The organism is Rhizobium sp. 1399 (genome assembly GCF_031455475.1).
Lineage (GTDB): Bacteria > Pseudomonadota > Alphaproteobacteria > Rhizobiales > Rhizobiaceae > Rhizobium.
In genome coordinates, this window is sequence record NZ_JAVDSU010000015.1 from 25969 (window position 1) to 50168 (window position 24200).

Below are 24200 nucleotides of genomic sequence, written 5' to 3' on the forward strand. Positions count from 1 at the left end.
GCCAATGGCTTTGATCTCTCTGGCACTTGGGAGGCTGTCGCAGGCATTGCTCCTGCTTGCGGTCATGTCCGTCATCGGTTTTGCCGGCATCCACGCCGTCGGCAACCCGGTCTTCAACGTCGTCAACATCGAGACGGCCACCGCCGAGGACATCCGGCGCGCCACGGTGGCGCTCGGGCTCGATCAGCCGCTCTGGCGTCAATACCTCGTCTTCATCGGCAATGTGGTCGGCGGGAATTTCGGCACCTCCTATATCTATCACCTGCCGGCGTCCGAGCTGCTGCTGAGCAAGCTGCCGGCGACGCTCGAACTCGCCTGCGTCGCGATGCTGGTCGCAGCACCTCTGGGAACGGGGCTCGGGCTCGTCGCCGGCTGGCGCACCGGAACGTTGCTCGACCGGATCATCCTGCGGACCAGCGTCTTCGCTCTCAGTCTTCCCTCTTTCTGGCTCGCCATGATGCTGATCCTCGGCGGCGCCGTCCTGACGGGGTGGTTTCCTTCGGGGGGCAGAGGGACGACGGCCGACCTTCTCGGCGGCCAATGGAGTGTCGCAACAACAGACGGGCTTCGGCACCTGATCCTTCCTGCCCTTGCCCTCGCTATCCCGAACATCGCGCTGATCGCACGGCTGGCCCGGTCAGGCACGATCGAGGTTCAGGGCCTGGAATTTTCGCGCTTCTGCCGCGCCAAGGGCCTGCCCGCCCGACAGATCCTTATGCGCCATACGCTGCCGAACATCGCCGTGCCTATCGTCACGATCATCGGCCTGCAATTCGGAGGCATGCTTGCCTTCGCGGTGGTGGTGGAATCGATCTTTGCCTGGCCGGGCGTCGGCAAGCTGCTGATCGATTCCATCCAACTCCTCGACCGGCCTGTGGTCATGGCGACGCTGACCTTCATCTCAGTCGCCTTCGTCGCGCTGAACGCGCTCGTCGATCTTTTCCACGCCGTGCTCGACCCGCGCGTACGCCTCTCCACATAGGTGAACCCTCATGAAAGCACACATCATCCGAGCATATCGGTGGCGAGCCGCTCAGCCGGCCTTGACCCTCTCCGGGATCGTGCTGGCAAGCTTCGTCCTCGTCGCATTGCTCGCTCCGGTCATCGCCCCGCAAAACCCCTACGATCCCCTGCAGCTTTATGGATGGGACGCGTCTTCGCCCCCAGGCACGCGGGGCAGCGGTGGATTTGTCTACCTTCTCGGCACGGACGGGCTCGGGAGGGATATTCTGAGCAGCATTGCCTATGGGCTGCGCATCAGCCTCACCGTCTCTATCACCAGTGCGGCGGTCGCCGCCGTCATCGGCCTTTGCGCCGGTGTCAGCGCCGCCTATCTCGGCGGATGGGCCGACATCGTGATCATGCGTATCGTCGACCTGCAGCTCAGCCTGCCGACAATCATGATCGCGCTGATTGCCGTCGTGACACTCGGACCGGGTCTCGACCGCATCATCCTGGCGCTCATCATCGCTCAATGGGCGCCCTATGCGCGAGTGGCGCGCGGTGTCGCGCTCAGCGAAACCAGGAAATCCTACATGGATGCGGCCCATCTGATGCGGCTTCCGTCATCGAGGATCGTTCTGCGGCATCTGCTTCCAAACAGCATGGGGCCGGCGGTGACCCTGATCCCGATCGAGATCGGACACGCCGTGGCACTCGAGGCAACGCTTTCCTTCCTGGGGCTCGGCGTGCCGATCGACAGGCCGTCGCTCGGTTCGAGCGTGGCGAGCGGGTTTCAGTATCTTCTGACCGGCCAATACTGGATCAGCCTTTTTCCCGGTCTCGTGCTGTTCGGTCTGATCGCCAGCATCAATCTCGTCGGCGAGGACATCAGACGCCGCCTCGATCCGAGGAGCCGCGCACTATGATCCATCCATCGGCGAATGAGACTGTCCTCGAGGTCAAAAACCTCAGTCTTCAATATCGGTCGTCGGCAGGACCGATACCTATCCTTCAGGACGTGAGCTTCGCGCTGCGGCGCGGAGAGATCCTCGGCATCATCGGCGAGTCCGGGGCGGGCAAGTCGACGGTCGGCAACGCCCTGATCGGCCTGCTTGCGCCCGGGGTCGAACGGGCCGCCGGCGAGATCCGCTTCATTGGCGGACCAGGTGACACCGGGGATAGAGGCAGGCGGCGCGGCGACGAAAGTCGGCGGATATCGGCGGTCTTCCAGGATCATACGGCCTCGCTGGACCCGCTGATGAGCGTTGGCGGGCAGATCGAGGAGACGATCCTTGCCGCGAATGCCTCCTTGTCGCGGCGGCAGGCCCGGGCTCGGGCGATCGAGCTTCTGACGCGTGTCGGAATTCCGGAGCCGGGCCGCCGCTATGCCGACTATCCCCATCAGTTCTCGGGCGGACAGCGCCAGCGCATCGTCATCGCCATCGCGCTTTCGGCATCTCCTGACGTCATTGTCGCCGACGAGCCGACATCGGCCCTCGATGCGACCGTCCAGAAACAGGTTCTCAAGCTCCTGCGCGACCTCGTCGACGAAACCGGTGTCTCGATCGTCCTGATCACCCACGACATGGGCGTCGTCGCCGAGATCGCCGACAGGGTTCTGGTGATGCGGGGCGGCATAGTCGTCGAGGCGGGACCGACGGCCAGGATCCTTGATGCACCCTCCAACGACTACACCCGCGCCCTGCTGGCGGCAGTGCCGCGGCTGCGCACGTCGCCAACCGCACGCCCCGGGCAAGAAGGCGCAATGCCAGCCGCATCGCTGCCGTCAGCAGACGGCCGCGACATCCTCTCGGCACAGGCAATCTCGAAGATCTTCGAGGGGCGAAGGATGCCCTGGGGCCTCGGCGCCGATCGCGGCAAAACCGCGTTGCGGGATGTGACGATCCGGATCGCCCGCGGCACCATTACCGGCATTGTCGGCGAAAGCGGCAGCGGCAAGACGACGATCGGCCGCATCATTGCCGGACTGGACACGGCGTCGTCCGGAAACGTCACTCTCGATGGCATCACCTTCGATGCGTCTCGAAACGGCTGGCGCACTGGCCTCCTCGGACGGGTGCAGATGATCTTCCAGGATCCGGCCGTCTCGCTCAATCCGCGGATGACGATCGGCCAGGCCCTCATGGAGAGCGCAAGGTTCGGCGCGCGGGCCGGCCGGGAGGACAGACGATCGGCGGTGACATCGATGATGGACCGGCTTGGTCTTCCGCGCGCCCTGCTCTTGCGCCATCCCCACCAGCTTTCCGGCGGCCAGAAGCAGCGTGTCTGCATCGCCCGCGCCCTTCTCGCAAAGCCAAGCATCATCGTCGCCGACGAGCCGACATCGGCGCTCGACGTCACGGTGCAGGCCGAGATCATCGCGCTTCTGAGGCAGAGTGTTGTGCAAGACCAGATCTCGATGCTGTTCATCTCGCACGATCTCGCTTTGGTGCAGGACCTCTGCAGCGATGTCTACATCTTCAAGGATGGGAGGGTCGAGGACGCCGGCTCGGCCGACGACATCTTCACGCGCCCCGCAAATCCCTACACCCGCGATCTCATAGGCGCGCGACCGAGCCGGTTCGTCGTCTGACGGACCGCATGTCGCGGCGCACGAACGCACATGCCGCCGCGGCGTCCACTTCCGCCCGCTCGAGAAGAATGGCTCCTAGCCGCAATGAAAGAATGACAGATGCAAAAAAGCTATACCGTGGCCGTCACCGGCCAGTCCCTCATCAAGCATGATGTGCGTGAAATCCAGGCACCGGAATTTTCAAGTATCCGTGCGCTGCTGCACCGTGCCGACCTTGCCTTCACGAATTTCGAAGGAACGATCGACGGCCGCCATGGCGGATGGCCACTCAAAGGATCGTTCTTCGGGAGCAGCGACCCGGTCGTGCTCGACGCCCTTCAGGAGATGGGGTTTCAGGCACTCTCGCTATCGAACAACCATGCCTTCGACCTTGGCCCATCGGGCGTCCTATCGACACTGGAAGAGGTCGAGAAGCGAGGTTTCCTGCACGCTGGTCTCGGACGCAATCATGTGGAGGCGGCGCAGGCGCAGCATAAAACGATCGGGGGACGGCATGTTGCGCTGGTCGCCATGGATGGCGGACCTGGACCCGACTTCATGTACGCGGCAGACGCCTGCCGGGGCAGACCCGAGCGACCGGGCGTCAACCGGCTTCGATTGTCCCAGGTGATAGAGGTCGATGACACCGCATTCGAGCAGCTCTGTTCCGTTCGCGACAAGGTCGGCTACAGCACGATCGATCTTGCCAATGACAGCCAGCCCGACGATCCTCCCTGTCTCGATGGGCAGACGGAAGTGGCAATCGCCCGCGCCGTCTTCACCCGCTCCGCCAGGTTCGGACGAAGCGTCAAGGTCGATGCCGACGACATGCAACGGAATATCGAGGCGATTGCATCGGCATCGGCGCAGCGATCCCTCGTCATTGCCTATCTGCACCACCATCATTGGGCGGCCGACTGGTATCAGGTTCCCGAGTGGGTGAGCAGCGTCGCGAAACGTTGTATCGACGCCGGCGCCGCCATGTTCGTCAGTCACGGCGCGCCCGTTCTGCAGCCGCTGGAAATCTATAAGCGGCGGCCGATATTTTACAGTCTCGGGAATTTCATCTTCCACGTGCGATCGGAAAAATCGACTTGGACCGCACCGGAGGTCTGGGAAAGCGTCGTTGGCCTTTGCTCGTTCGCCGAGAATGGAGACCTTCTCGGCGCCACCTTTTCCCCAGTCGTCATCGGCGGGAATGACGCGTTGACGGATCGCGTCTTGGAACGGCGGTTGGTTCCGCATCTTGCAACCGGGGCAAATGCCGAGAAGATCCTTCACCGATTCCGCGAGCAGTCGGCGCGCTTCGGTACGACCATCGAAATCTCGAACGGAATCGGATTGCTGCGTGTCTAGCTTGAGAGCCGAGGACACGACCTTCCGTCGTTTGATTTACCGTCGCGCCGGCGACAGCGCGTGCGAAGCGCTCGTGGGCCGTTCCTCGCATAGTGGCCGGACAAAAACGACGGCATCAATGACAGTGTCAAATGGGAGGACGCCGTGAGCAGGCGGGGCGAACTGATTGAACGTTTTTTTCGCTATGTGGCAATCGAGAGCCAGAGCGACGCCCGTTCGGACGTCCTGCCGTCCTCGCCTGGCCAACTCAAACTCGCTTGCCTGCTGGCGGAAGAACTGAAGGGGCTTGGCGTCGACGACGTGCTGATTGACGACCAGGCAATCGTGACAGCGGTCAAGCGCGGCACGCGGCCCGGCGCTCCTAAGATAGGCTTCATCGCGCATCTCGATACGGTCGATGTCGGGCTTTCTCCCGACATCAAACCGCAAATCGTTTCATTCGACGGGGCGGATATTTGCCTGAACCTGGACCGAGACATCTGGCTGCGCGTCGAAGAGCACCCGGAAATCCTTCCCTGGACGGGGCATGACATCATCCTCAGCGATGGGACCAGCGTGCTCGGCGCCGACAATAAGGCGGCGATCGCCGTCATCATGACGCTTCTGGCGGGCCTCCGACCCGGCGATGCACATGGGGATATCTTCGTCGCCTTCGTGCCGGATGAGGAGATTGGACTACGCGGCGCCAAAGCCTTGGATCTCAGCCATTTCGCCTGCGATTTCGCCTACACGATCGACTGCTGCGAACTGGGCGAACTGGTGCTTGAGAATTTCAACGCGGCATCCGGCGAGATCCTGTTTACCGGCGTCAGCGCCCATCCGATGTCGGCGAAGGGTATGCTCGTCAATCCCCTGCTGATGGCACTCGACTTCATCGCGCATTTCGACCGGCGCGACACGCCGGAATGCACCGACGAACGGGACGGGTTTTTCTGGTTCAAGGAACTTCGCGCAAACGATAGCGAGGCGCGATTGAGTGTCATGATCCGGGATTTCGACGACGTTGAATTTGAAAGACGCAAGGCGAAGATCCATTCGGTCGCCGAACGGGTGAAGGCAGGCCATCCGGGTGGCGGCATCGAGAGCCGGGTGACCGATACCTATCGGAATATCGCAGGCCATCTTGCGGCCGATACCCGTCCCGCATCCTTGCTGATCAGGGCCTTTGAGAAGGTCGGGGTTGAGCCTAAACACATTGCCATGCGCGGCGGCACCGACGGCGCGGTCCTGTCGGCGCGCGGCATTCCGACCCCGAACTTCTTTACCGGTGCCCATAATTTTCATTCGCGGTACGAATTTTTACCGGTGCCGGCGTTCGAGAAGTCACTCGCGGTCGCATGGGCAATCTGCGCGCTCGCGGCCGAGGAAGCTTCGTGGGCGCCAATTGCATCGAGTTGATACGGATTAGCCTAACTCGGTGTCCGAAAAACCGGCAGCAAGCCAGAGCTGCGCTCCTTCGGCATAGCCGGAGTTAAATTGCTGGCTAGGGTTACGGACGAGGATATCTGCGCCCGCACTCTGTAAGAGGAACGAGATCGGTCTCGTCCGTTCGTGCCTGCATAGGCCGTGAGCAACTGTGTCACAGAACCAAATCACGTGTCGACCGGCTATGGCGACGAACCTCGGGCTCAACTAGTAGAGCGCGGACGAATTGACGGTCTGATCGTTCATCGCGACAGGTCGCTGGGTTTGGCCAGACCACCCTGTAGCAAGCAACTCACAACATAAACAGGGCTTGTGCCCGTATCGACCGGAATGATCGTCAGCCCGTCGGCAACAGGAAATGGTGGTTGCGACTTCGGGCTCGAATCGAGCACACATAAGAGGGCAATCCGACGGCCGCTCCCGACGGCATAACTTGCTGCCTGGGCGGCGAATTTCTGGCAATCGTCTGGCAAAAGGCGACGGGCTCGCTCGGACTTGAGTTCGATCCTTATTCCGCGGAACGTAAGATCAACCCTGCCTCCGGCCACGTGGCCCTGGACTTCGAGCTCACTCCCGATCGCAGCGTTCGAACGCAAAAACTGTTGGAAGTCGGCTTGAAACGCGGCCTCGTCGATCGGCTCGGGATACCGTTTGTCCTGCACCGCCTGTCCCATCAGATTCCCGACCGGAGTGAGCAAGGCAAGAAGGTCGCGAATATCCATTTCTGAAATCAGCGGCTCCAGTCGTAGACGCTCGCGCAACTTGATTATTTTCGCGTCAACGTCTCCGTAGCCTGTAAGGGGGTGACGCGACGTGTTAGTCCCATCGAGGCGCAGAGTCCGTTGCCCGGCAACGACAATCGATTCCTCACGGTTCGGCCGCGGCTGAAACTCGGCCGCATAACGGAATTCAAGCGGTCGGGCATTGAAACCCTGGGAAGCATGCAGCGCCATCCTGCCTTGCCGCTGGAAGACGAAGGGTGGTTGTCCGCCCGGACGAAGAAATTCAAAAGTCGGAAAATCCCAGGTGCTTGGCGGCTCGATCGAGACTGGCGCAATCACCAGGCGGTCAGCGTCGTTTGGCCACCGCGACACCCGAATGGTCAGGTCGAGATCGTGCACCTCTCCCGCACGGAGACTGTGAAACGTCTCAGCGGCCTTTCCATCGATCGCAAACTCCAGAAATGCAACGGCGATATCGTCCGGTTTGACGGTCGTGTCCTCGCCGACAGGTGATCCATAATAACCTCTGTCCTCGATGCTAAAAATTCCCACCGGCATCGCCAAGGCCGCTATCGCATCACGAAGTGACGGCATCGCATCAACGTCAAGATCGCCGTCCAAAGGTGCAAGCGCCGCGGCAAGCGCCAAACCATAGTCCGTGTGAGCAGCATCTCCCGCAAACTTGCGGTAGCGAAGTCGAGCGGCACGCAAGAAGCGATCGGCGTCAATCGCCGCCGTATGCACGGCCTCACCCCAGTCAGCGAGCAAACTCAAGATTTCCAGAGCGCTGGCGAAGGACCGCCATTCTTTCGCGATTGCGGCTTTCCCAAACAGCTCGGAAGCAGAGGCGACTTCCTCGGCGCGTGCGCGTAATTCCGTGCCGCCGGCATAGGTCGGATGAGCCCTGAGCAACTCGATTGCGGCGATCCTAGAAGGGTAGGCGTGAGCGAGCACGACGTTCATGCCCATCCTCCTCATCTTGTGCATCCGTTGCGGCTGCATGTCTCCAGGCACTGCTTACTGCTGAGATCGCGTCCGCATCTCGCGCCGTGACGGCCGCCTCGAACTGAAGGGCAAATTGCGGCCATTGCAATAGTGTGCGCCGCCGGCGTAGCCGCACGGTATTGCCGTTGCGATCCAACAGTGCGGTGACGAGGTCGTCGGCCTCCTTTGACATTCCGGCAAGCGAGAAAGCTTCAACGATCCCCAACGCAGTCTGCAGATCGGCGTCGAGGACTTGGATAGCGGCGGCGTGCAAAGCTTGGGCATGGGCCTTCACCCCCTGAGGCGCAATCCGACGAATAAGACTAAGCGCCTTGTCGGATTGATTGTAGCGGTCCGCCAGATGCGGGATCATGCGGGCGGCAAGCTTGGCGAATTCCGAATCCGTTCCGAGACTGTGTGACAAAGACAGGATGTCGGATCGCAAAAAGATCGGGTCGATGCCTATTGCCACGTCAATGAGATAACGCCTTATCGCGCCGTTGGCCTCGCCGAAAAGGTCGGCCATACCGGCGAGAAGGCTCACGCATTCCGTCAGGAAATGGTCTTCGTTCGACTGCACGCGGTAATAGCGAATGAGGTTGAGAATAGCCTGCGCTGCATTGATCCGATACGGTTCTGGGATGATCGAGCGATGAAAGGCTGCAACGGTCGATTTGTGGACCACGACGTATTGATCCCACAACAGGGCCCCGAACGCTTCGAATAGGAGATCGGGAATGTTTTCCCTGCTGCGATACGACAACTCGCCGACTGCTGTCGCTGCGTACGATCGACCGATGGCAGATGGTCCGACAAGCGCTGTGTAAAGGTGGGGCAGCAACTGCTTCAGTCCGGTCAGATCACGCGACAGTTCCTTTGTCGCACCCAACAGCACGCCTCGAAGATTGTCTCTTCCCTCGGGGATCGTGTCGAATACTCCGATGATTTTAGCCACCGCCGGGTCGTTCCCGGCAGCCGCCTCGCTCGTCCACTCCACGAACTGTTCCATGAGGCCACGGACCACCATCCGTCGGTTGTTACGCTCCATCGCCACGAGCATGCTCTCAGCCGGCTCATTCATGAGCGCATCGAGTTCGGTAAGCCGATCGTCCAGCAGGAACAGGGCGCCGATGAACGCATCAAGTTGCTCGCGGATGACATATTCCAGTCCTTTCGAGCCAGAGCGAAAGGCCGACGTCACTTCGTCCAGGACCCGGTCGTCGCGCTCGACAGTGGGCGCCCAAACGAGCCGCCGCAATGCCAGGGAATGTCGCAACGATGTAGCCAAGACTGGCGGATCATTGTATCCGACATGCACGGCGTGCGCATATGCCTTCATGATACGAACGCGGTGGGAAGTAGGAGCGCCCGCCTGCAACGACTGCAGCAGAGCGTCCACTTCTTGGGGCGCAGCATCAAAAGCGCTGTTCAGTGCATCGGCGAGATCCGGTAACCGATCTTCGGCTTCTCTCAGATCTGACACAAGGCTTGGCGCGCGCACATAAACTGACACCAGGGTGCGCAGGATTGGTTTTGCAGCGGTCGGGTCGGATGCCTGCAACACGTGGAGACCTCGACCCGCGCGCTCGAGCGCGGACCGTTTGCCGCCAAGCAGCATTTTTTCGATCGCGGCGACGACCTCGTCGGGAAATCGGCGCCACAACGCCTCTAGAAAAACAGCATCGCCGGCAGGCCGCCGCTCGCCGTCCCCAAAGATAAAGTCCCGGTCATCGGGGCTCGCGAATTCGATGGCGGCACTCAGAATGTCCACGACCGAACCGGCGGGAATGGAGTCAAGCCGCGGCAGCAGCTTTTCAATTGCGACTTGCGAAGGATAGCCGCGTTGCAGAACCGAGATCGCCAGTTTGACGATCATCGTGTCGTCGGCTCCTACCGCGTCAAAGATGGTAAGTGCGGGCTCGGCAAACCATGGTTGAGCGCTCGCAAGCGCAAACACATATTCGACGAGTTCCGGGGAAAAGTACTCTGGTGCGAGACGTGCGCTCTGTGTCACACGCTCGCGATTGTCAGATGAACGATCGGCATCGAACGCGCCGATGTCTTCCAGCAAGGTGCGCCCTACAGCTCCGAGCCTTGGCAACAACACTGCACGCACCGCATTGCGCTCAGCAAGCGCCGTCGCTGATGCCTGCTCATCGGCCTTGACCTCGGCCTCGCGCCTTGTCTTTTCGCGATCACGTTCGGCAATGACCTCGAGAAGATTGGGCAGGCCAACAGGTTTGCGATGCGTACAATTCGCGCAGTTGCGGTCGTAGAAATCGATAACGGCGTCTCTCAAATCCCAGGTGGACATGCCGCCTTCGGGCGCGAAATCACAGCGCATACCATGGTGACCTATGGGAAGGCCCGTAGCCTGCACAAGCATCCCGGTCCTGCCGAACCTCTCCACGCGTGCATGGGCGCAATAATTGCGAACAAGCACCATCGTGTCGCGATTGCGCTCTCCAACCTTCACTGAATCGGCGATGTCACGCATTGCGCCTACCGTATTCTCCCCTGACGATATCGGCGCCTCAATGTCGAGCTTTAGCAACCACGCCGATCTCAATAAGAGCGCACGCTTGCAAAGTACTCAATTTATACTTGAATAACAGCCGAGGGTGTCAAACCGTCGAAACTTCCAACAAGTAAAAAAGGCCAGGCGGTTCGAGCGGCGGATTTTTGCAGCCCCTTCAGGTTTTTCCACTGGGCGTCCCAGACGTCGATCGATTCCTTCAGAGCAGTGCAGGTTCCTCGGTACCCGTCGACTTCTTCTTGACCCACAGATCGTTCGTTCTCTCCATAAGCATGGATGCGGCTGGGTATTTGCGCTCCTGCAAGGCAAGGAGATCACCCAAGCTTCCGTGCAGCCACAGATCATACTCGTCGGCATGGAGAAGCACCGGCATTCGGTCGTGAACCGGAGCGACCGCCTCGTTGGCATTTGTCATCGCCCCGGAGTAGACAGAACTCCACTCGTCGCTGACGCGCCAGAGCCCGCCCCAGGCAAAGACAGGTTCACCCTTCACGCTGAACCAGGTTCTGGTCATGCTTCCCTTGACGCCCTCGGCTTCCGCGAACCCCGTCATGGGGATCAGGCATCGATAGCGTGGATCGACGACGGTACGGTCCCAGAGCGGATTCGTGAGATCGGCTACGAGGCCGATACGGCTGTGCGGTTCGCCATTCTGCCGCATTTCGCGGGTCTGGCGTGGAAAGCCCCAGGGAGCGGACTTGAGCAAGCGGAGACCGTCTTTTTCAATGACGATCAGTCCTTGCGCGCCCTCAATGGTTTCAGTCGGGACATCGCAAGATGGCGGCACATCGATACCGAAGTTGGCAGTAATCTCATCCATGCCTCGTGCCACTGCAAACAAACGCGACATCGCCGATCTCGCATGCTCCACAACGATCAAGCGCTTATAGCACATGAACGAAAAGAGAACAATGACAACGAAACCGACGCCGGGCCGGCCTTAAAATCTCGGCCGCCGCGCTTGCCTGGCGGCTAGATAAGCTTCAAAACCCGACAGGCCCATCCTGGTTGGCTGCGCCGGCAGGGGCGTCAATCTTGGCAGCCCGCGCATCGGTGTTCCAGAGAGGTAGTGTTCGATAACACTCTGTCGCAATAGCGGCATGACCAGGACGGTATTCTCCCTTGAATACCGCAACCACCAGAGTAGGCTGCTCGTCGCCTGCCGGCCGGGGACCAGATCGGCCTCAGCAAAATCCAAGAGCACCGGACAACGGCTTCCAGCCCAACGCTCGACGATGGCGCTGCATCTGTTCGACAATATCCAGCCCCGCGTCTTTGTCGCGGCGGGGCGGGCGAAATTCAACGCATCCCGAAAAGAGGACAGGTCTCGCTTCAGCCGGCGCCCGTTCACGACCCAGGCCATGGAACCGTAGAAGGCTTCCCGCGAACCGCGCTCGCCCGCGCTGATTGGTGAATGTTGAAACTCCAGAACGATGCCGCTCGCGGTCCTGACGTCGGCGATGTGGATCTCGCCCGTTGCAGTGTGATAGCGTATCTCCTGTAATTCGGGGGGAAACTCGTTCTTCCAGCCACGGTGCCACTCCGTTTCCGGCTCGGACCAACGATCACATGTGATTGTGCTTCGATGCGCCCAGTGGTGCAGCCGTTTCAGGCCACATTTCGCGACCACGGGCGAACCGCACCCCGGACAGACGGCCCGAATGCCGGGTATTGCCTCATGACGATTTCCATCGACCAGGGCGAATTTCATGGATATCTCCAAACAGCCATAAGCTGCGCTCAAAACGGCGCGTGCTCGTTCACAGGGGAAATTGGCGGGCGGCTTTTTTACCGCTTGGAGATTGTTCGGGCAGTTTTGACTGCCTCATGTTCTTCATCGTCTGGTCCGCCTGACGACAGGACATAAAATATCGATCTGCCATCTTAAAATCAATCGCCGATCTTGTTGAAGCCAAAGTCGGCTGCGCAACAGGCCGTGATGGGAGACCAGAGAAGCAGAGCGCTAGCGCTCTTGCGTGCAGGCTTTGAGGAACAGCTTTCCGAATTGGGTCAGCTGGATTGAGAACAGTGTCATTCCGGTGCCGGGCTCCCTCATCAATCGAAGATCCCTGGCGATCGGTTCCATGACGTTTGAATATTCGATCAGCCCGAGGTGTTGCAGATGCTCCTGATAGACGGGGAACATCTCCGGCTGATTGAGAGTCTCGTACCCGAACATCATCTCTTTGATGGTGGCGACAATGCGAGGCGGCGTGTCGAGCTCGATGAGCCGGCGATCCCGTTCAGACGGCGGTGGATAGACCTTGCGCCCACGGGGCGCCATGATGATTGCCTCCTCGCGCATAGCGACGTCGTTGAGGAAAAGCAGCTCGTCCGGTGCCAGTTGCGTGATGACCGTGAAAAACGCTGGATGTGCTTCTCCGACCCGCTGGCCGTCCATCGCGCGTGAAAGCAGGTTGATGTAGAGCGCGGTGATGGGGTCGCCTTCGGCCTGAAATCGAAGTTTTTCGGCGATCGGCAAGGCAATCGACTCAAGCGGCGCGATGCGCTCGGCTTCGGGAACCTGACGGATCGCCCGTTCTATGTACCCCTCCAAGCGGTTCTGCCACGCTGCAGCAAACTGGAGCGGAGCAGTGATGAGACGGACTGTCTTCAGGATATCAGCGCCAAATCGGTCGATCTGCTCCACGGTCCTTGGAGCCACTTTGCCCGCCACCTCAACCGCGGCGATGGCCGTCTTTGGATCAATACTCATCGTTTCCCCATCCTCGCTCAGGCCGTAACAGCCCGGCTCTTGAAGCCCTCGTATTTCGGCTCCAGTTTGCACTGGATGAAGGCTTCGAGCAACGCAAGCACATGCCGGCCGTAGCTTTCGTCGATCAGGAAATTGACGCGATCGACGTTGTTCCTGATCCAGCTGCCCATCCCGGCAAGATCATCTGGGTTCAGGCTATGGGCGTCGGCGTCTGAAAGAATGGAGGCGGCGAGCGTGCTCGTCGCATTGCCGGCATTGTAGTACTGGCTCGTATATCGGGCGTGGCTTTTGGTGCCGACCTTCCCGACTTTGAGGGTCTGGTCGCCTCTGGCAAACACATACACTGCGACTTTCCCCGCCGGGAGTTTTTGCGGGGGGAAATGAGGAGCGGGAAGCTTTTCAATGACGATGGCGGTGTTCGGCAATTCCACACCGGCAAGCCGGGCAACAAACGTGAAATCGGCGGCAATCTGCTCTGCAAGGGAAATAACCGTCACATTCTTCACCATATTCGATATTGGCTCAGGGTCTTTTGAGGGGCCGTGGTGTCAGTCCTTTGGCAACCCTATCCGCTGACAACGCTTCTTCGTACGACTCCCGCCCGAATTTGTCCGGGACCACCCGGTGGAATGGGAGATTCAGAATATTGACACCGGAGCCGGCACGCAGGATCACCTCCTCGGCTTTATCAATCGGACCTGCCTTCCTCGTGGCGGCGATCCACTGGCTTCGATTGATGACGAAGGCAGCGAAGTCGGCCAGTTGCAGCCCCGGAAGATCGGCGGAATCGCGAAAGCGCGCTGTCGGTCCCTCAATCACGTCCTGCCAGTTCGGCAGCTCGCGATCCCGCCCTGCGCCCAGGATCCCCTGATCGACGTAAAGCGGAAAAGGCAAGTCAAAGTCGTTTGGGCTTCTAGCTCTCATAGTGCGGATATGTTGCGATGTCTGAGAGCACAGCATCAGCAGTCCGACATGAGATAGATTTTTCAGATTCCAATCACCAGACTGTGCCGGGAAAGCCCGCTCCGGATGATCGAGCATCGTGAATTCGCTAACGGATTGATGGACGATCGGCAGGCTAACCGCAGCCATCACTCTGGCCATCAGGTTGAAGATCTCCGCACGCCGGTCGACCGATACGGACGCCCATCTTTTTTTCCCGCTGTAGATCTCTGTAAAATGCAGTTCGTCGACCCCAAAGTCACCGCGCACGCCGTCAAGAAAGATGCGCATCCCTTTTTCAACGCGGTCGGCGACCACGGATGGCACGATAACTGCGGTCCAGGATTTGCGGGCAGAAGGAAGAAACTCCGATCCGGACTCGGCACCAGGGTTGCCAGAATCGTCGACATAGATAGCTCCTTCGGCCACTGCTTCCTCCTACAGTAAAAGACAATCGAGGGATGCCGCGTGGGCCATGGCCACCAAAACCGCGGAAGCTCGCGACGAGCCATTCTCAAATAGATCACAATCTGAACGGGCTTAACTCATTTCCTCGCGCGTATATGTCACCAGCCTATCAGAGGGGGCAAGTGCAAGACCAGCATCCCCTAAGCCCAGCGCAGAGGAGAATGTGGAGACGCGCATCTTGCGCCAGCCATCGTCTTGTGATTGCATCCCTACGGGATTGGGGGCTTTTCCATGTTTCGTCGTGATTTTCTGAAGCGGACATCCGCGTCTGCACTCGCGCTTGTGTGCGGCTGTAAACCGGAGTCCCCGACGACCCCAGGCGGTGGTCGCCTGCTCATCGACGCCCATTGCCATGTCTTCAACGCTTCCGACCTGCCGACAGAGCGATTTTTGCGTCAGGTCGTGTTGGAAGAATACCCAGAGCAATCTCGGATCCAGATCCAGGGGATCCGCGACCCTGACGTCACCGACGAATTCATACGGCTACTGACGCGCCTGCTTGGTGCCGACAAGGCCCCGAGCGCTGACGATGAGATCGCATTTCTGACGCGCGGGCAGAATGCGCGTTCCTCGGCGCTTTCGGTGGAACAGGCCCGCGCCTCGGCGATCGAGGACACCGTGCAGCACCTGCTCAATCTCGATCGTGAAAGCAGGCGCATCGTCACGATGCAGGCGCCCGACGATCTCAGCGAACGCAAGCCGTTGAAGGCAGAAAAATTCTTGAATTTCATGCTGGGTGATCCGGTCACGACGTTGAGGGCCGGTGAGCCGCTCGAACCGGCGCGAGCGCGGGCCGCCAGCCAGCGCGCCTTCATCCAGGAGGGGGTGGTCGGCCGCTATCTGAACTGGTTCACCCTCTTTCGCCTTTACCGTCATGTTCTAGTCGATCAGCTGATATCCGATACGAGCTCCCAGGGCTTTCAACCGGTCATGCTGACGCCTGCACTGGTCGACTACGACGAATGGCTGTTCCAGGATGTCGACAAATCGCCGCTTCCACGACAGATGGCAGTGATGGACGTCATTTCGCAACGGTTGGCGAAGGCGAAATCGGGGCCTGTGCTGCACGGTTACATGGGTTTTGATCCGCTTCGGGAGGTCGCCTACCGCGCGCGCAAAAGCAAGGTCAGCTCGCTGGTGACTGCCCGCGCCGCGTTAAGTGAACACGGCTTTGTCGGAGTGAAACTCTACCCGCCGATGGGTTTCCGCGCGTCCGGAAACCATCGACCCTATCCCCGCCGAACGGTGGATCTCCTCGGTTTTGTGCCGGACAAGCAGCTCGACCGGGCGCTTTTGGACCTCTACAAGCTGTGTGTGGAACTCGACGCGCCGATCCTTGCCCATGGTTATTCATCGAACGGTTCCGGCCCGGACTACGCAGACCGCGGTGATCCGGCTTACTGGATACCGGTCTTCGAACAATTTCCTGACCTTCGGGTGTGCATCGCCCATTTCGGACGATTCGATGCACCTTCAGCCGGACGAGAAAAACTGCCGTTTCCGGATCGGAGCTGGGAATGGCGGCTTGGCGAGTTCATCAAGGCAAATCCAGGTCGCAACGTCGTCGCCGACATCAGCTATTTTTCCGAGGCCCTATCGGCAGGCCCGAAGCTCCGTCAGGAACTGGCGGGTTTCTTGACACGCTGGCTGAGCGAGTTCGACCCCGGATGCGACCACATTCTCTATGGAAGCGACTGGATCATGCTCGGCAAGGAGGCCGGCTACGATCACTATGTCGAAAGCATCAACTCCTTCCTTCGCACGGACTGCAAACTGTCTGACGACGTGTGTGACAAGATCTTTCGTCGCAATGCCCTGCGTTTTCTGCCGCTTGAGCGCGGGAGTCGCGGGCGCGAGCGACTGCTTGGCTACTATGCCAAGCACGGACTTGACCCGTCGCGGTTACCGGCCGCAAGCCCCCGCCTGGTCGCCCAGATTTTCGGTCGATGAGATTCCTCTTGAACGACCTCGACGGAAGCAAGGGGCCGCTTTCAAAACCGCATGTCTGGGATGCTCAGATGTTGCTTCCCTATTGCGTTGGCAAAGTTGACCTTTGTCGAACGCTCTTTGGGAACGAATTACGAGAATGGTACGTCATTGAAAATGGAAAGAGCTGTCAGCGAGCCGATGCGTCGGGTGATCGACCACCACAATTCGTTCAACCGAAGGGTAAAGCTGTTGTTCGGGTCGTTGAACAAAGTGATGGATGACGGTCTGAAAGACAATTTTCCGACTTCGCTTCCCTATGGACAGGAGCCATGGGGTGAACCCAAGATTTGGAGCTCCGCGGCCGATGGCCACGCCGCCGCAGAGCTATTGGGCGAGCTTGGTGTCGTTCGGGCCGCCTCCGCTTTTGAGGACTTCCTACAAGGAGTGATCTCCGAGATTGACCGATCGCAACTCCCAACGCCCCTTTCGACGCCCTCGGACTTGATCGAAAGGGTGCTCTCTCGGCTCTCGATGGAAGATTCGGCGCGACCATCATTGGCAGCAGTTCGGTTTTTCGACTGCGCCCGCAATTGCATTGTGCACCAGATGGGCCGGGCAAATAGCGAGTTGGTGACGCTAAGTGGCTCCAAAGAGCTGCATGAGGGTTTGGCAGCTTCCAGCGCACGCAAGAGGGCCAAATGGAAACCTGCGTTGCCGGCGATCTCACTGGGCGAGCCGATAATTTGGAAACCGCGGCATGCAATTCTTGCCTCGGAGTCGTATTATCGGGTTGCGATCGCAATTAACATCGGCCTGGTCGATTTCTTGGGCCGTGCCCATTTTGTTGCGATGGCCGCGCATTGGGCACTTGCGGTCCCGGTTCCCTGCGTTGCGGTTCGTCGCTCTCTTATTTCAACTATACGAACGGCGCTTAACAATCGTTATCGCCTGACTATCGATGCGCAAGAGATCGCCCCTTTGCTGAAGTCAATCGACAGGTGGGAAAACGTCAAGGCACTTTTTCAGCAGAATTATCCAAATCATTTGCTCACGTGACCCAGCTTCAGGCACGTTGGTCAGGTCACCGCATATCGGGTGCCGAGCCGCGCGAGCACCCGCCGCATGCCTTCAAAGACGATTGCTCGGGTCGATTCCCAGAACAGCTCGCCCGGTGGTGGTGGCGATCACATTCGCAGCAGCGCCGCTGGTCGTGGCAAGCGATAGCCGTTCTGAGTCAGCCCCAAACGATTACGATGCCCAACTCTAGGACCGATGCGGTCGATCAGGAACAAGTCAACGCTCGGAACTGGTCACTCTCCGCGGGCGTGATCTGCTTTGCAAAAAGGCTGAACCGCGTCCAAGGTAGGCGCGGGCTTCGACGGCGGCGTGCGGCGCCGATGGTCAATTGGGCTCCTCGATATCCCATTCGTCCTCCCGCTCATCGCGAATGTACGAGATCTCGGGCTCCGGCTGAAATGGCGGCAGCTTCGATTGATAGAATTCGTCCAGGGTGAGCGCTGCCTTGCCTACGTCCGATAGCTCGACGCGAAGGATATGGAGGGCAACCTCACCCGCGCCGTCGTCAGCATCCTGATATTCGTGAAGCGTCCAATCGAGCCAAGGAAAGAACACTGCCATGAAATAGTCGATGGTGTAGGCCGGCATCGCCACATTGAAATACAGGTCCGCTTCGGCATCGGGCTCTTCGCTGAAAACCGCCGCGGCGCCGCGGAAGTTGAGCGTCTTGTTCACCCAGTCCTCGATGCGCAGATAGATTTCGCTATGCTCAGCAAATTGGCGGATGGCGGGTAGATCGAGCGCCAATTGCGCGCGACGTGTGCTCGCGACGTCGGACGCGATGCCCGCAGCGATGAAATGCTCATGCCGCTCATCAAGCGTTTGATCTGCCGGAATCGCGATAGCCCAGCGGCCATCCTGGCCCTCCTCTATCAAATGCTCTTCGATGCGCTGCCAAAGCGTGACGTTGGTTTCCGGATTGTGGAGAATCAGGAAAACCGGAAGCGAGTGGTTCGACCAATATTCTCTGTGGCGGGCCTCGCCATAGTAGACAAAGCCGTCACCGCGCGGGCGGAAATACGAAGGCCCCGATTTGATCTGCAAGGCGATAAGCTTGCCGCCAGCCTTACCGTCAGGATTGCGCTTCTCCGCTTGCGCATCGATTCCATAGTCGCTGGTCGGTTGTTCGCGGAAAATCCAGTTGAGCCGGGTGAATATCAGGCCCACAGCATGAATGCCTTCGCGATCAGTCTGGTCCAACGTATCTGCCATGACTTACATTTTATCCTCGCAGCGAGCGATCATTCATCATCATCGTCAAGGCCGAACCGGAGCGGTCCGCCATCCACTCGATCTGTTGGCATGACGTCACCACATTGCGCATCAAGCCATTTGGTCACAACACCCCGGACAAATTCCAGCGCCTCGAGCAGGTTCATCAAGGTCGACTGGTCGATCGTCGTGTCGCGCTTCGACGCGCCATGCCGACCGAACGCGCGATTATTGGCGGCCGCCTTGAACGCATTGAGAGCAGGTCGCTTGGCCAACCCGACATCGGTCAGCTTGTCGAGCGTTGTCCCGCGCTCACCTGCTATATCTTCCAGCAGCCGGTAATAATCGGCCCAGTTAGGCTGGCCCGCGATGACGGACGCCGCGTAAGCGGCGAGCGGCATCGACATCATCAACGCTACACGACTATTGCGCATCTCCGCGAGTCGGGGATGCCGGTCGACAGTAATGCCGCGCCGTGGCTTGTTCGTGGCGCTCTCCCCAAACGTCATCCCACCGCCGCAGGACGGCTTCTACGTCAATCTCGGGATCGGCATTCCAACGCTGGTTGCCAACTTCATTCCCGAGGGGATGGAGGTCACGCTCCAGAGCGAGAACGGCATGCTTGGAATGGGCCCCTTTCCTTTTGAAGGGGAAGAGGATGCGGATCTGATCAATGCCGGCAAGCAGACGATTACGCAACCTTCGAAAACCAGCTATTTTTCTTCCGCCGACAGTTTTGCGATGATCCGGGGCGGACATATCGATCTGTCGATCCTCCGCGCCATGCAGGTTTCTGAAAACGGCGATCTCGCCAACTGGATGGTTCCGGGCAAGATGGTGAAGGGCATGGGCGGCGCCATGGATCTCGTGGCCGGCGTCAAGCGCGTGGTTGTCGTCATGGAGCACGTGGTAAAAGGGGAACCACCCAAGCTGCTCAAGGAATGCACCCTGCCGCTGACCGGCAGAAGCGTGACCGACCTTGTTATCACGGACCTCGGGATATTCCGTGTCGCCCGCCATGGCGCGCCGAAATTGACGTTGATCGATCTGGCCGACGGGGTTTCGACCGACGAGATCAAGGCAAAGACGGAAGCTGCATTTGATATCAACTTGATCGACTGATGAGGTAGACCCGTGTCCAAACGTTCAATTGTCATCGCCAGCGCAGCGCGCACCGCTGTCGGTTCGTTCAACGGTGCTTTCGGCACAATTCCCGCGCATGAGCTTGGCGCTGCGGCGGTGAAGGGTGCGCTGGAGCGAGCAGGCGTCGATGCCGGCGAGGTGGACGAGGTGATCCTCGGCCAGGTCCTGTCGGCCGGCGAGGGCCAGAACCCGGCCCGGCAGGCGGCGATGAAGGCCGGCGTGCCGAAGGAGGCGACGGCCTGGGGCGTCAACCAGCTCTGCGGCTCCGGCCTGCGCGCCGTCGCCCTCGGCATGCAGCAGATCGCGCTCGGCAATGCGAAGATCATCGTCGCCGGCGGCCAGGAATCCATGTCGATGGCGCCGCATGCAGCGCACTTACGCGGTGGCGTCAAGATGGGCGACATGAAGATGATCGACACCATGATCAAGGACGGCCTGACCGATGCCTTCTACGGCTATCACATGGGCATCACCGCCGAGAATATCGCCCGCCAGTGGTAGCTGACCCGCGAGGAACAGGACCAGTTCGCCGTCGCCTCGCAGAACAAGGCGGAAGTCGCCCAGAAGGCCGGCCGCTTCCAGGACGAGATCGTTCCCTTCGTCATCCAGACGCGCAAGGGCGACGTGACGGTCGATGCCGACGAATATATCCGCCATGGCGCCACGATCGAGGCGATGGCCAAGCTTCGTCCTGCCTTCGACAAGGATGGCACCGTCACCGCCGCCAATGCTTCCGGCCTGAACGACGGCCCTGCCGCCGCCGTGCTGATGAGCGAGGCGGAAGCCTCTCGCCGCGGCATCCAGCCGCTTGCCCGCATCGTGTCCTGGGCGACGGCCGGGGTCGATCCGCAGGTCATGGGGACGGGACCGATCCCGGCTTCGCGCAAGGCACTGGAGAAGGCCGGCTGGTCTGCCGGCGATCTCTCGACCTCGTCGAGGCCAACGAGGCCTTTGCCGCTCAGTCCTGCGCGGTCAACAGGGACCTTGGCTGGGATCCTTCGATCGTCAATGTCAATGGCGGGGCGATCGCCATCGGCCATCCGATCGGGGCTTCCGGTGCACGCATCCTCAACACGCTGCTGTTCGCGATGAAACGTCGCGGTGCCAGGAGCGGCCTCGCCGCGCTCTGCATCGGTGGCGGTATGGGTGTCGCTATGTGTTTCGAGGCGCTTTGAGTATTCACGCCCTTGTGCTGGTGAAGGGATTTGAATTGCTACACCCAGTCCGCACCTAGGCTAGTGAGCCAGATTGCACAAGGGTCGCAGGCGGCGACCAATTACGGAAGAAATTAGATGCGCTTTGAAAACGGTCACAACGAAAACACGCGGCGTCGAATAATTGATGTCGCCTCCAAGTGCTTTCGCAGCGAAGGCGCGGCGGCTTCGGGCCTGGCAGGGATCATGTCGGCGGCCGGCCTGACAAACGGGGCCTTCTATCGGCATTTTGAATCGAAAGAAGCTCTCGTAAGAGAGACCATCGTAAGCGCTCTGAACGATCAGCTTGCGAATTTGGAGCAGGCCCAGACGGCGGACCTAGAGCGCGTCCGCTGAACGCGGAATCGGAATTGAGATGACAGTCGCTGTTTGCCGTGATTCCCTGTCTTCGAATCAGGGAGATAGGGATGTCACGTGCATTAAGCGATGATCTTCGCAGCCGTGTTCTGGCGGCTTCTGCAGACGGGATGTCTGCACGCTCGGCAGCGGCGCGGTTTGGGATTGGGATTTCGACGGCCATTGCCTGGATCGCCAATGCGCGACAGGGTCAACTGACCGCAGGCAAACAAGGCCGACGTTCTGGCTCCAGGCTGGATGCGCATGAGGCATTTATCATTGGCCTGATCGATGTGGAGAAGGACATCACGCTCAACGAGATGGTTCTGCGCTTGAGCACGGATAAATCTGTATCGATCGGCCGTAGTGCTCTTGATGTGTGGCTTCGCAAGCGGGGCTGGACCTTTAAAAAAGACCGCACATGCATTGGAGCAGGAGCGAGACGACCTTTTGAGCCGGCGTCAGGGCTGGTTTGATGGCCAGCCCGATCTCGATCCCGCCAAGCTGGTTTTTATCGATGAAACCGGTCTTTCCACGAAGATGGCGCGACTGCGCGGGCGATCTCTATGCGGACAACGCTGTCGGTCGGCCGTTCCCCACGGACACTGGAAAACCACGACCTTTACAGGCGCTCTCAGGCTTTCCGGCATGACGGCACCGATGGTCCTCGACGGCCCGATGAACGGTGCGGCATTCCTGGCCTACATCGAACAGGTTCTCGTGCCAACGCTCAGTTCGGGTGATACCGTCATCATGGATAACCTGCCGGCTCACAAAGCCGACGGTGTCCGCCAGGCCATCGAAGCTGCTGACGGCAGGCTGCTCTATCTCCCGCCCTACAGTCCCGACTTCAACCCGATTGAAATGGCCTTTTCCAAACTTAAAGCGCTTCTGCGGGCAAAGGCCGAGCGATCCGTTGACGCCTTGTGGGATACCGTCGACAAAATCGTCACGCTCTTCAAGCCGCAGGAATGTGCAAACTACTTCGCAGCAGCCGGATATGACCCCGATTAAAATGGACGTGCTCTAGGGATTGAGGACATCATTCGCGGCTATCTGAATGTTGCCCATTTGCAAAAAAGAGAAGATGGTTGCTCCTCGGCTGCACTCTTACCCGAAATCGGGCGGCAGCCGGACTCCACTCGTAGGGCCTATGAGGTTGGAGTGGCGAATTACATCGAAGCGCTCGCGTCGTATCTTCCAGCCACGTCATCAACCTCATCGCATGAACGCGCAATGGCGATCTTCAGTCTGATGGTCGGCACGCTCCAGATTGTGCGAGCCATCCCCGGTTCTTCCAAGGCGATCGAAATCCTTGAAGGTGGCATTAAAGCTGCACTGACACTGGCGAAGACATAGAGAGACGCTGACCGCGATCATCACCTTATCCGATTGCGCATGGCTCACCGCAACTGCTCGAGCGAGTGCGGAGACAACTTATTATTGTATTATCCGAACAAAAGGGTCTATCTTTGCTTTTGTGAAGGCCGAGAGCGGAACGTATCTGCATTGATTTGGCTGCGCATAGAATATTCCAGGCATCGCCAAATATCCCGTATTCCCCCGGATTTCACACCCAAGGGCACGGGCAAGTCGACAGGTGTCTTTGTGTCCGCTTTGACCTCTCGGTCGAGGAGAACCTAGCGAAATCCTGTTGAAACTGGAGGTTCGTATGTCATCGCTGTTCAGGTATCTTACCCCGTCGATCGCGACAATAGTTCTCGCGTGTACCATGGCTGGCCCGCTCTCGTCCGCTGAGTTGTCGTCGGCCACAGTTGACAGGGTGCTCGACGCCGGCCGATGGAGTCCGACAGCCGATGACAGAGAAAAAGGCGAGCGGCTTCCAACCGATTTCGTCCAACAGCTCGTCAGCAGCTACCCGGCGGACACGCGCTCCATTGGACTCTTGTCCTTAGCCTTAGGTGCAGGGAAATGGGGGATCGAAGGTGATATGAGCGGGCTCGCAGATCCGGCGGGCGACAATTGGCAGGGACCAACGCGAGGAAGCGGCAAACATCTGATGAGCTATCTCGTCGGAGGAGTAGGCCTGCCTCATCTCGATAGGGCGCAGTTGGCGACGTTCATAGACTATATTGTGGCTCAGCATAGTGATATCGGGCCGACACCAGAGCGGTCTCGGATGACAGAACTAGCTCAAGGCCTTCGCAAGGGAAGAACCTACGCCCAGATCAAGAGCGATGCGACCTTTCGCAAATGGATGCTTCATGGTTTGCGATACAAGGACGCGCAGCAGTGGGTCCTCAACTATTGGCTCGACACATATTGGGAGCCCGCATATGCCGCCAGTGGGGGTGATGTAAGGCTGGCGCTCGTTGTGGCGAGGATCTGGAATACGAGACCCAAGTTAGGTCAGTGCGCAGCTGACCGGGCGCGTAAGGCTGGGAACAATATTCAAGTGGCGCTGGATGCCTACGTGCATTGTCCCGGCGGGGATCAAGAATACAAGAGCAGACGATGGGGATGGATGAAGAGGCCTGTCGTCCTGTTCGACGCATATTCTCGGTCGGTCAAGTAGAAGCAACTTGGGGATCGCCCCGAGTCTGGTTTGCCCGAAGACTCTTGGCAAACGGTATTGGAAGCCGGCGGTTGATCACGTCTTTCGTTC

At 59.5% G+C, this 24200-nt stretch carries 21 protein-coding genes and 1 pseudogene; 13 read left to right on the forward strand and 9 right to left on the reverse strand.

Translation table 11 applies throughout. The features are described from left to right. Positions 1–4 precede the first annotated feature (4 nt). The 5 genes from J2X71_RS31980 to pepT all read left to right on the forward strand — a co-directional run bounded on the left by J2X71_RS31980 (position 5) and on the right by pepT (position 6268). Entirely contained in the window at positions 5–982 is a 978-nt protein-coding gene (locus tag J2X71_RS31980; RefSeq protein WP_310388716.1) for an ABC transporter permease, read from the forward strand. Positions 983–992: 10 nt separating this feature from the next. After that, positions 993–1868 carry an ABC transporter permease gene (locus tag J2X71_RS31985; RefSeq protein WP_310388717.1) on the forward strand — a complete coding sequence of 292 codons (876 nt, stop codon included), beginning with the start codon at positions 993–995 and terminating at the stop codon, positions 1866–1868. Beyond that, the gene (locus J2X71_RS31990) at positions 1865–3535 is read left to right on the forward strand and encodes an ABC transporter ATP-binding protein (RefSeq protein WP_310388718.1); all 1671 of its coding nucleotides are present in this window, start codon (positions 1865–1867) and stop codon (positions 3533–3535) included. The genes J2X71_RS31985 and J2X71_RS31990 overlap by 4 nt, the downstream gene beginning before the upstream one ends. A gap of 99 nt (positions 3536–3634) precedes the next feature. Beyond that, entirely contained in the window at positions 3635–4870 is a 1236-nt protein-coding gene (locus tag J2X71_RS31995) for a CapA family protein (protein ID WP_310388720.1), read from the forward strand. Between the two features lie 144 nt (positions 4871–5014). Then, complete coding sequence (gene pepT / locus J2X71_RS32000; protein WP_310388722.1) at positions 5015–6268, forward strand: peptidase T; 1254 nt, start codon at positions 5015–5017, stop codon at positions 6266–6268. Positions 6269–6537: 269 nt separating this feature from the next. Here the strand turns inward: pepT and J2X71_RS32005 are convergent, their stop codons facing one another. The 7 genes from J2X71_RS32005 to J2X71_RS32035 form a co-directional block, all read right to left on the reverse strand. Continuing rightward, complete coding sequence (locus J2X71_RS32005; RefSeq protein WP_310388724.1) at positions 6538–7980, reverse strand: hypothetical protein; 1443 nt, start codon at positions 7978–7980, stop codon at positions 6538–6540. Beyond that, a complete protein-coding gene (locus J2X71_RS32010; protein ID WP_310388725.1) occupies positions 7946–10498 on the reverse strand; it encodes a hypothetical protein in 2553 nt (850 codons plus the stop codon). The genes J2X71_RS32005 and J2X71_RS32010 overlap by 35 nt, the downstream gene beginning before the upstream one ends. A gap of 238 nt (positions 10499–10736) precedes the next feature. Continuing rightward, positions 10737–11357 (reverse strand): SOS response-associated peptidase family protein, encoded by a 621-nt coding sequence (locus tag J2X71_RS32015; RefSeq protein WP_310388727.1) that lies wholly within the window; start codon positions 11355–11357, stop codon positions 10737–10739. 120 nt (positions 11358–11477) lie between these two features. Continuing rightward, positions 11478–12248, reverse strand: a complete 771-nt coding sequence (locus J2X71_RS32020; RefSeq protein ID WP_310388730.1) for a competence protein CoiA family protein — start codon at positions 12246–12248, stop codon at positions 11478–11480. A 252-nt stretch (positions 12249–12500) separates the two neighbouring features. Continuing rightward, positions 12501–13253 carry an Abi-alpha family protein gene (locus tag J2X71_RS32025; RefSeq protein WP_310388732.1) on the reverse strand — a complete coding sequence of 251 codons (753 nt, stop codon included), beginning with the start codon at positions 13251–13253 and terminating at the stop codon, positions 12501–12503. Between the two features lie 17 nt (positions 13254–13270). Beyond that, positions 13271–13750: a hypothetical protein gene (locus J2X71_RS32030; RefSeq protein WP_310388734.1), complete on the reverse strand. Its 480-nt coding sequence runs from the start codon at positions 13748–13750 to the stop codon at positions 13271–13273. A gap of 25 nt (positions 13751–13775) precedes the next feature. Further along, positions 13776–14624: a DUF3800 domain-containing protein gene (locus J2X71_RS32035; RefSeq protein ID WP_310388736.1), complete on the reverse strand. Its 849-nt coding sequence runs from the start codon at positions 14622–14624 to the stop codon at positions 13776–13778. Positions 14625–14894: 270 nt separating this feature from the next. Between J2X71_RS32035 and J2X71_RS32040 the strand changes: the two genes are divergently transcribed. Beyond that, positions 14895–16613: an amidohydrolase family protein gene (locus J2X71_RS32040; protein WP_310388737.1), complete on the forward strand. Its 1719-nt coding sequence runs from the start codon at positions 14895–14897 to the stop codon at positions 16611–16613. Between the two features lie 96 nt (positions 16614–16709). Next, entirely contained in the window at positions 16710–17648 is a 939-nt protein-coding gene (locus J2X71_RS32045) for a hypothetical protein (protein WP_310388739.1), read from the forward strand. A 345-nt stretch (positions 17649–17993) separates the two neighbouring features. Here J2X71_RS32045 and J2X71_RS32050 read toward each other — a convergent pair whose 3' ends face one another. Then, positions 17994–18881 carry a DUF4365 domain-containing protein gene (locus tag J2X71_RS32050; RefSeq protein ID WP_310388742.1) on the reverse strand — a complete coding sequence of 296 codons (888 nt, stop codon included), beginning with the start codon at positions 18879–18881 and terminating at the stop codon, positions 17994–17996. A gap of 29 nt (positions 18882–18910) precedes the next feature. Continuing rightward, positions 18911–19291: a hypothetical protein gene (locus J2X71_RS32055; protein WP_310388744.1), complete on the reverse strand. Its 381-nt coding sequence runs from the start codon at positions 19289–19291 to the stop codon at positions 18911–18913. A 55-nt stretch (positions 19292–19346) separates the two neighbouring features. Between J2X71_RS32055 and J2X71_RS32060 the strand changes: the two genes are divergently transcribed. The 6 genes and pseudogenes from J2X71_RS32060 (at position 19347) to J2X71_RS32085 (ending at position 24110) form a co-directional block, all read left to right on the forward strand. Next, complete coding sequence (locus J2X71_RS32060) at positions 19347–20003, forward strand: 3-oxoacid CoA-transferase subunit B (protein WP_310388746.1); 657 nt, start codon at positions 19347–19349, stop codon at positions 20001–20003. A 12-nt stretch (positions 20004–20015) separates the two neighbouring features. Then, positions 20016–21199 (forward strand): annotated as a pseudogene (locus J2X71_RS32065) (acetyl-CoA C-acetyltransferase). Between the two features lie 117 nt (positions 21200–21316). Then, positions 21317–21574, forward strand: a complete 258-nt coding sequence (locus J2X71_RS32070) for a TetR family transcriptional regulator (protein ID WP_310388747.1) — start codon at positions 21317–21319, stop codon at positions 21572–21574. A 71-nt stretch (positions 21575–21645) separates the two neighbouring features. Further along, positions 21646–22588, forward strand: a protein-coding gene (locus J2X71_RS32075; protein ID WP_310388902.1) for an IS630 family transposase whose coding sequence is annotated in 2 segments (ribosomal slippage) — positions 21646–21983 and positions 21982–22588 — 945 coding nt in all. Because the reading frame shifts where the segments join, the coding sequence is not laid out codon by codon here. Positions 22589–22738: 150 nt separating this feature from the next. Continuing rightward, positions 22739–22933, forward strand: a complete 195-nt coding sequence (locus J2X71_RS32080) for a hypothetical protein (protein WP_310388749.1) — start codon at positions 22739–22741, stop codon at positions 22931–22933. Between the two features lie 313 nt (positions 22934–23246). After that, positions 23247–24110, forward strand: coding sequence for a hypothetical protein (locus J2X71_RS32085; RefSeq protein WP_310388750.1), 864 nt, complete (start codon positions 23247–23249; stop codon positions 24108–24110). Positions 24111–24200 lie beyond the last annotated feature (90 nt).